Source organism: Streptomyces sp. NPDC004752, assembly GCF_053601275.1.
The window spans coordinates 1-5,723 of record NZ_JBSGBN010000242.1; the positions used below are offsets into that span (position 1 = coordinate 1).

Sequence of the window (5,723 nt, forward strand, 5' to 3'; positions counted from 1 at the left end):
ACCAGGGCCTTCTCCGGCGGGTCGAGGTAGAGGCCGACGATGTCGCGGACCTTGTCGACGAACTGCGGGTCGTTGGACAGCTTGAAGCTGTCCACTTGGTGCGGCCTCATGCCGAACGTCCGCCAGATCTCCGCCCCACGGTGGACTTCGACAAGCCGCTCTCGGCCGCCATGGAGGATCGCGACCAGCGTGTGGCGGTGCGCTCCAGGGTAGCCACGACGAGTGCCTCGACCTCCTCGTCGGAGATCTTGCGCGGGGCGCCGACGCGGCTCGTCCGCCAGGCCGTCCAGGCGCGACTCCAGGAACCGGCGGCGCCACTTTCCCACCGTCTGCGGCCAGACGCCCAGTTCGGCGGCCACCTGCTGGTTCGACTTCCCCTCCGCACAGCCCAGCACGATCCGGCACCGCTGGGCCAGAGCCTGAGCCGAGGTCGCCCGCCGCGACCGACGCACCAGCGTCTCGCGCTCGTCGTCGGTCAACGTCACCTCGGCCACCGGCCGTCCCATGCGCGCCATGCGAGCACGGCCACACATATTCAACGAACTTCAGGCGCAGGACACCAGCCGTGATCACCAAGCACGGTCTGCCCGGGCGAGAGGCCCCGCGCCGAGGGCCTCTCGGCCTGCGGCGGCGGCATCACACGGGGGCGGTCTCCGGCGCTTTCTGGTCTCGCTGGTAGGCGGTGATCAGGAAGAGCCAGATCTCGCTGACGGTCGGGAAGCAGGCGATCGCGTGCCTGAGCCGCTTGAGCGGGACCTCGCCGGCGACCGCGATGGTGGCCGAGTGCAGGAGCTCACTGACGCCCGGGCCGACGAAGGTCACTCCGAGCAGAATCTCCCGGTCGACGTCGACGACCAGCCGGGCGTGGCCGTGGTAGCCGTCGGCGTAGAGGTTGGCGCCCTGGGCAGCGTTGAAGTCGAGGTCGACGGTCCTGATCCGGTGGCCTGCCTGCTCAGCCTGCTCGGCGGTCAGGCCCACCGCGGCCGCTTCGGGGTCGGTGAAGAACACCTGGGGTACGGCGTGCTGGTCGGCGGTGGTGGCGTGGTCGCCCCAAGGGGCGTCGTCCAGCGGTCGGCCTGCGGCGCGGGCGGCGATCGCGTCACCTGCGGTCCGCCCCTGGTACTTGCCCTGATGGGTGAGCAGGGCGCGGTGGTTGACGTCCCCGAGCGCGTAGAGCCAGTCGCCGTCGACACCGTTGACCAGGCAGGTGGTGTCCACGTCCAGCCAGGAGCCGGGAGTGAGTCCAATGGTGTCCAGGCCGATGTCGCTGGTGGCGGGTGTGCGGCCGGTGGCGAACAGCACCTCATCGGCCATCAGCTCGCTGCCGCCGTCGAGGGTGAGGGTGACCGATCCCTCGGGGTCCGGGCGGCGCACAGCGCTCACCTGTACGCCGGTCCGTACATCCACGCCCGACTCGCTCAGTCCCTGGGCGACCAGCTCACCGGCAAAGGGCTCCAAGCGGGGGATCAAGCGGCGCCGGGCGAGCAGCGTGACCTGGGAGCCAAGGCCCTGCCAGAGGGTGGCCATCTCGACGCCGACTCCGCCGCCGCCGACGACGGCGAGCCGGGCGGGCACGGTGCTGGAGTCGGTGCCGTGCCGGTTGGTCCAGGGCCGGGCCTCTTCGATGCCCGGGATGTCGGGGAGATTCGGACGGCTGCCGGTGGCGATGGCCACCGCGTGCCGGGCGGTAAGGGCCTGCCGTGGGAGCTCCGAGGGCGAAGGTGGTGTAACGCAGCGCGGCCAGCACCGGCGCCTGGACGTGGTCGGTCTCCCATACCTGGTTACGCCAGCCCCGCGGCCGGGCCAGGAACACATCATGCTTGCGCGCCACCCGCTCGCCATCCGCAAGCCCGGCCCGCTCCCCCCGCGTCAGATCACGGCGGATCGCCCGATGCCGCCGGGTCCCTCTGTCTCTCTTCGGGCCTTGCGCCGGTCATTGAGAAGTGAAAAGACAACGGCGGCGAAATAGAGCCCCCAGATCGGTGCGGCCAGCGCCAGCATGCTCAGCGGGTCCGTGCTCGGCGTCGCCACAGCCGAAAAGACCGAGATCCCCACGATCGTGCCGCGCCACCGGCCGAGCATCCGCCGGCCGGACAGCACTCCGGTGAGGTTCAGCATCACCAGCAGCAGCGGCATCTCGAAGGAGAGACCGAAGACGACCACCATACGGGTGACGAGGTCGAGCAGATCGTCCAACGGCAACAGGTTGTCCACCCCGTGCGGGGTGAAGTCGATCAACACTTTCGCGGTCGTGGGCAACACCTTGTAGGCGACCAAGGCGCCGCCGAAGAACAGCGGGACGCCCGCGCCGACGAACGCGTAGGCGTATTTCCGCTCGTGCTTGTGCAGGCCGGGGGCAACGAACGCCCACAGCTGGTACAGCCATACCGGCGAGGCCAGCACGACGCCGGCCATCAGGGACACCTTCAGCGCCAGCGTGAAGGGCGCGAGCAGACCGTTGATCGTGATTCGCGCGCAGGTGGTGTCCGCGGTCTGCTTGGCCAGATCGGCGAAGGACGTCGGGCAGCCGACCGACTCCAGCACCGGCCTCGTGCAGAAGTCGATGATGCCCTTGTAGTGGAAAGCCGCGGCAATCGTGACGGCCAGGATGGCAAGGACGGCCCTGGCGAGCCGGTTGCGGAGCTCACGAAGGTGCTCCGCGAGCGGCATCCGCCCCTCGGGATCCTTCTCCTTGTTGCGGGCCGACTGGGGCATCCCACGTCCTCATTTCGTGCGGCAGACCGGGGACCACCGGCCCTGCGTCAGTACTTGGTCCTCTCCGTCACCCGGTGGGGTGCGAGCCATGGCGGCGATTGCGGCCGGTGACGCGTCCAGGAGGCGGTTGGTCCGGGTCGGCGCCACTTACCGCGAGCTGATCTGCCCTGCCCAGCCCGAGGGTGGGCGGCTCACGAAGGTCCTCGGACCGTCCGCTGTTACGCGCCGCGCCCGGGCCGGGAAACAGCGCTGCTCCGGCCAACCGGGCTCAGTCTCGGTGGCTGGTCGTGCTGTCCGTGGGCGTGGTGCGGGCGGTGGCGGTGTCTGCGGGAGCGCCCGGGATCGTCCGCGGTCCCGGTGCAGGCCCGGGCTCGGGGCGTGGCTCGTTCGAGGCGCCGTCGTCCTTCATGGCCCTGGTCTCGCTTTTGAGGATCCGCATGGACTTGCCCAGCGCCCGGGCCGTGTCGGGCAGTTTCTTCGAGCCGAAGATCAAAATCACCACCGCGACCAGGATCAGCAAGTGCCAGGGTTCCAGCGCATTGCGGAACATCGTCACACCACCTCTTCGAACGCGTCGGCCCACATACCTGCATCGGCGATCCGGACCGCTTGTTCCTGCGCGGCAGCGAGGGGAGCGGGAGCGCCCGCGGCGCATCGTGTCGTACCGCCCCAAGCATGCTCCCGTCGCTCTCCGGGCACGCGCGGAACCTCGGTCGTTGCCCAAAGAAGCGTTCCGCCCACGGCTGGGCCGTGCGGAAGGTTGACGCGGCGGGAGGCGCACACCTTTGAGGCACACACCTTTGGCCGCGGACGACGGCCCGCCGACGCCGGCGGGCGCGTCCAGCACGGTTGCCCGTGCGCCGATACGGCGAAGAGTTCCCTTTCCGCGTCCCGGCCGCACTCGGCCGGGACACCACGCTGCTGGACGCGGCCGATGTCCACGAACCGGCAAGGCTCTACACCGACAGGTGGCCGGCACGCGTCGTCGCAGGAGGGGATACGCAGGAGGTGGCCGGGCAGGCCGACGTCCGTGCCCGCGGTCTCGTGCGCGGGCGCCGGGGAGGAGGTTTCCCGGTGCACTTGGCACGGCGGTTGCACCGGTGTCCGCCGTCCGCGCCATCGGGAGGTTCCCGGGGCATCGTCCGGCCAGGCCGCACAAGTGAGTTCATCGCCCGTCGCTGCCGCGACCGCGGGGGGCCCGGCCGGCATCAGGCATACGGCGAGCCGTAGCTCGCCGTCTATGACCTGCATGGCTGCCTGCACCGGCTGCCCGGTCCGAGGAGTGCGCGGGGGCGTTTGGGCTGGATGGGCGCCCAGCCGCTGCCCCTGGGAGCAACCGCGTTCGGGCATCCGGGACAGCTGATGGGTCTCCGCGTAAGGCGACGGTGCGTTCATCGGCTCTTTCTGGCGTGACGGTTCCTGTCGCCGGCCGACGTGATACTCACGCATGGCTGTCGGGCTTGAGGGGGGAGGCGAGCCGAGTTGGCCGGCTACCGCGGGGGCGTGCCGGGTTTCGATCTCCTTGCGATTCATGTGTGTTTCTTCCTTCTTGCCGGGACGGGATCGATTCAGATTCTGGGGCGCCCGGCAGCCGTCCAGGCGGCGTACTCCTGGCGGACGTAGCGGCGACAGCCGGGGCCGGGCGTGATCATGTCGGGTCGGTACGGACCGGCCACCAGGTCGGGACGGCGGCGGTCGTGCCGCAGGAGTTGTTCGGCGGTTTGTGCGGCCGCGCCGACTGTGCCGGGGCCAGGGCTTTCCAGGGCCATACGGTCCATGAGGGCTGCCCGGCGCAGCAGCCAGGCGCGTTCGGCGACCGCGGCGTCGACCGGCGCCACGGTGACGGTCCTGGCCTGGCGGCCGTCGCGCTCGGCTCCGAGGGCAAGCAACTGGTGCATTTCGCGGCGCAGGTCGGGCGCGTTCGCATACGCCTCGTGCGGGGGCGGGGCGCCGACGTCCTCGCCGGAGTTCAGGGGGATGTCCTGCGGCTTACGGACCGGGGCTGGACAGACATCGACGGGGCACGGCTTGTGGGTCGCGAGCGCCCACTCGCGGGGGTCGTCGGGTGATCCTGCGCCGGGGCGGGCGCCGGTGGCCGGCAGCCGACGCATTGCCGCGGTGCCGGGCCCGGCCGGGGGTGGCGGCTCGCACGGAAATCCGGGGCCGGTCATGCCGAGCACCTCATGCAGGCGCGGACTTCGCGGCCGCTGCGCGTCTGGTGGACCTCGGTCGACTGCGCGAGGTACTGGACGATGCCGGTGCCGCGGCCGTGCTCGTCCGGGGCGATGTCGGGGCGACGGCGCTCCACGGCCGTTCCGGAGTCACTGACCACAATGTTCAGGGTGCCGTGGTCGAGGACGAGCCGCAGGGTCATGTGCTCGCGGCCGTACTGGGCGGCGTTGGCTGCGAGTTCGTCGACGATGAGAACGGCGGACTCACGCTCGCTCTTGGGAACATGCCAGGTCTCCAGCAGATCGGCCGTGAGGTGACGAGCGGCGGAGACGTGCGCCTCCTGCGCGGGCAGGGCGAGCAGTGCCTCGTGTCGGCAACGCCGGGAGGCCGGTGGACTCGGGCGGGGGGAATCGGTTACGAACATGGTCTTCTGACTCTTCTGTGCATGTGTGGAGACCGGAACGTGGAGACTGCCAACGCTTCGACGGACGGTCGGTCGGCCGGCTCCTGCATCGGAGCGTTCATTCAATTCCACGGACGGCGCATGCCGAACGGTTCGAGCAATTCGCGCCTTTTGCTCCGCTCTTGTTGGTCAGGTAGAGACTGGGAAGCGTGCAGGCCCCGGCCGCGCACTTGCGCGTCAAGTCGGCCAAGGACTGGCCTTCTTCGCGGGAATCGACGGCGAGGGCGACCGGTCCCACTGGTTCGGCAACCGCGGAAGGGGAGCGGGCCGAATTCCCGTGAACGACCGTGGTCCGGTGCCGCCGGGAGTGCGGCCCCCCCCCCCGCGGGGGGGCCCCCCGCGCAGAAACGCGCGGCTCCGGTCCAGCCTATTT

The 5,723-nt window shown here is 70.4% G+C and carries 5 protein-coding genes and 1 pseudogene; all 6 read right to left on the reverse strand.

Features of this window, described 5'->3' with window-relative positions; translation table 11 throughout:
* The coding region (locus ACWEKM_RS45475) for a helix-turn-helix domain-containing protein (RefSeq protein WP_451627185.1) at positions 1-506 on the reverse strand (506 nt) is incomplete at its 3' end.
* A 130-nt stretch (positions 507-636) separates the two neighbouring features.
* A pseudogene (locus tag ACWEKM_RS45480) lies at positions 637-1,839 on the reverse strand (FAD-dependent oxidoreductase); the annotation flags it as partial.
* 30 nt (positions 1,840-1,869) lie between these two features.
* Positions 1,870-2,715, reverse strand: coding sequence for a twin-arginine translocase subunit TatC (tatC, locus tag ACWEKM_RS45485; RefSeq protein WP_451627186.1), 846 nt, complete (start codon positions 2,713-2,715; stop codon positions 1,870-1,872).
* Positions 2,716-2,983: 268 nt separating this feature from the next.
* Entirely contained in the window at positions 2,984-3,265 is a 282-nt protein-coding gene (tatA, locus tag ACWEKM_RS45490; protein WP_451627187.1) for a Sec-independent protein translocase subunit TatA, read from the reverse strand.
* A 1,018-nt stretch (positions 3,266-4,283) separates the two neighbouring features.
* Positions 4,284-4,886, reverse strand: a complete 603-nt coding sequence (locus tag ACWEKM_RS45495; RefSeq protein ID WP_451627188.1) for a hypothetical protein — start codon at positions 4,884-4,886, stop codon at positions 4,284-4,286.
* On the reverse strand, positions 4,883-5,311 hold the full coding sequence (locus tag ACWEKM_RS45500) for an ATP-binding protein (RefSeq protein WP_451627189.1): 429 nt from the start codon (positions 5,309-5,311) through the stop codon (positions 4,883-4,885). The genes ACWEKM_RS45495 and ACWEKM_RS45500 overlap by 4 nt, the downstream gene beginning before the upstream one ends.
* Positions 5,312-5,723 lie beyond the last annotated feature (412 nt).

What these genes read in the sequence shown, in the direction of transcription:
- tatA (WP_451627187.1), bottom strand. Translation starts at nt 3,265, where the DNA reads ATGTTCCGCAATGCGCTGGAACCCTGGCACTTGCTGATCCTGGTCGCG.
- ACWEKM_RS45495 (WP_451627188.1), bottom strand. Translation starts at nt 4,886, where the DNA reads ATGACCGGCCCCGGATTTCCGTGCGAGCCGCCACCCCCGGCCGGGCCC.
- tatC (WP_451627186.1), bottom strand. Translation starts at nt 2,715, where the DNA reads ATGCCCCAGTCGGCCCGCAACAAGGAGAAGGATCCCGAGGGGCGGATG.
- ACWEKM_RS45500 (WP_451627189.1), bottom strand. Translation starts at nt 5,311, where the DNA reads ATGTTCGTAACCGATTCCCCCCGCCCGAGTCCACCGGCCTCCCGGCGT.